The organism is Paenibacillus sinensis (assembly GCF_019904155.1).
Classification (GTDB): domain Bacteria; phylum Bacillota; class Bacilli; order Paenibacillales; family Paenibacillaceae; genus Paenibacillus_AQ; species Paenibacillus_AQ sinensis.
The window spans coordinates 1-1,592 of the sequence record NZ_JAHCMB010000203.1 but is presented as its reverse complement, the minus strand read 5'-3'; the positions used below and the strand labels follow the sequence as shown (position 1 = coordinate 1,592).

Here is a 1,592-nt window from a genome sequence, read left to right as displayed (position 1 = left end):
ACTGAAGAGATGATTCGTAAATTCTCATTATTTCGAACTCATTAACAACTTGATATTAGTACTATATAGTATTATCCTATATGGTATAATATAACGAGGAAGGTGCTTATGAATAGAGAAACACGTGGCGGGTTCTATATATCACAAATTAAACAGCTTAGTGATCGAATTTTTGAGAAGTTATTAAGAGAAAATTCCATCGAGGACTTCAATGGTGCACAGGGGCGCATCTTATACGTTCTGTGGCAGAAGGATAATGTAAGCATTACAGAACTTGGTGAGAAGACATCACTTGCAAAAACGACTCTTACAAGTATGCTTGATCGAATGGCTGAGCAAGGCCACATCATACGCAATCAAGATCCAAGAGACAGAAGGCAAACCCTAATTACGTTAACACCTAATGCTAAAGCTCTTAGCAATATCTACGAAAGGGTGTCGGCACAGATGAATGATCTATTCTATAACGGGTTTACAGACGAGGAAATTGACCAGTTCGATCACATGCTTGCAAAAGTTCTTCAAAATCTAAAACGAAACGAGGAGTAGTTTTATGGAACAAGCTGAATTAAAGCCAATCATTNTGCTCGTACAATTATTGTCAGCTCAGTTGATGAAAATGACTATCCGAACTCTAAGCAAATGTTTAAAAGGGGACATGACGGAATGAAGAAGTTCTGGTTCTCTACGAATACATCATCTATGCGAACAAAACAATTTTTGGCGAATCCAAGAGCATCTCTCTATTTTGTTGGCGAAAGTAGCGGACTTATGCTCATTGGCGATATGAAAGTATGCCATGATATTGAAAGTAAAAAACGGATTTGGGAAGAAGGTGATGAACAATATTATCCACTTGGAGTTGACGATCCAGACTATTGTGTTTTTGAGTTTACTGCCCTAAGTGGTAATTACTACTCTAATCTAGGGATACAGATATTTACTATTAGTTGACCGGGGGTAAATCGAATGCCATATGCTAAATTCAAGGATTTGGAAATGTTTTATGAGAAAATGGGTAATGGAGACAACGTTATCTTTTTACACAGCAGCTATTCACGCGGTATATTGGCTTTTGCTAGTCAAATGTTAGATTTTCAAAAAAATTATACCTGCTACTTCCCGGATTATAGAGGGCACGGTAGAACAAGATGTGAAAGTCTTGAATGGTCTACACCTCAAATCGCTGACGACATCATTGATTTTATGGATCAATTGAATATTTCCGCAGCGCATTTTATTGGCTATAGTTTGGGTGCAAATATTGGCCTCTACATTGCCGTTAATAATCCGGAAAGAGTTGTGACGCTTACTGCAATTGGTACAAGCGGATTTTGCGACCCGACCGGAGCCGAGGAGTTTGAACCGGAATGGCTTATTGAATATGGATCACAGGATACCATTAATCAAATGATTGAGAGACATTCGGAAGCACATAAAGGGAATTGGGAAGAATTCATGAGGCAATCAGCACAAGATTGGCGTTTATACCCGCAGCTTACGTTGGAACAGCTTAAAAGGATTCAATGTCCAGTGTTATTAATAACAGGGGAACATGATCCATTTACCGGTGAGGAAAAAGTCAAACAACT

At 38.5% G+C, this 1,592-nt stretch carries 3 protein-coding genes; all 3 read left to right on the top strand.

All coding sequences use genetic code 11. The features are described from left to right. Positions 1-108: 108 nt before the first annotated feature. Positions 109-549: a MarR family transcriptional regulator gene (locus KIH86_RS25455; protein WP_223083723.1), complete on the top strand. Its 441-nt coding sequence runs from the start codon at positions 109-111 to the stop codon at positions 547-549. Positions 550-567: 18 nt separating this feature from the next. After that, a complete protein-coding gene (locus KIH86_RS25450; RefSeq protein ID WP_223110740.1) occupies positions 568-954 on the top strand; it encodes a pyridoxamine 5'-phosphate oxidase family protein in 387 nt (128 codons plus the stop codon). Positions 955-969: 15 nt separating this feature from the next. Further along, positions 970-1,592: alpha/beta fold hydrolase (locus tag KIH86_RS25445; RefSeq protein ID WP_223110739.1), on the top strand; the 623-nt coding region annotated here is incomplete at its 3' end.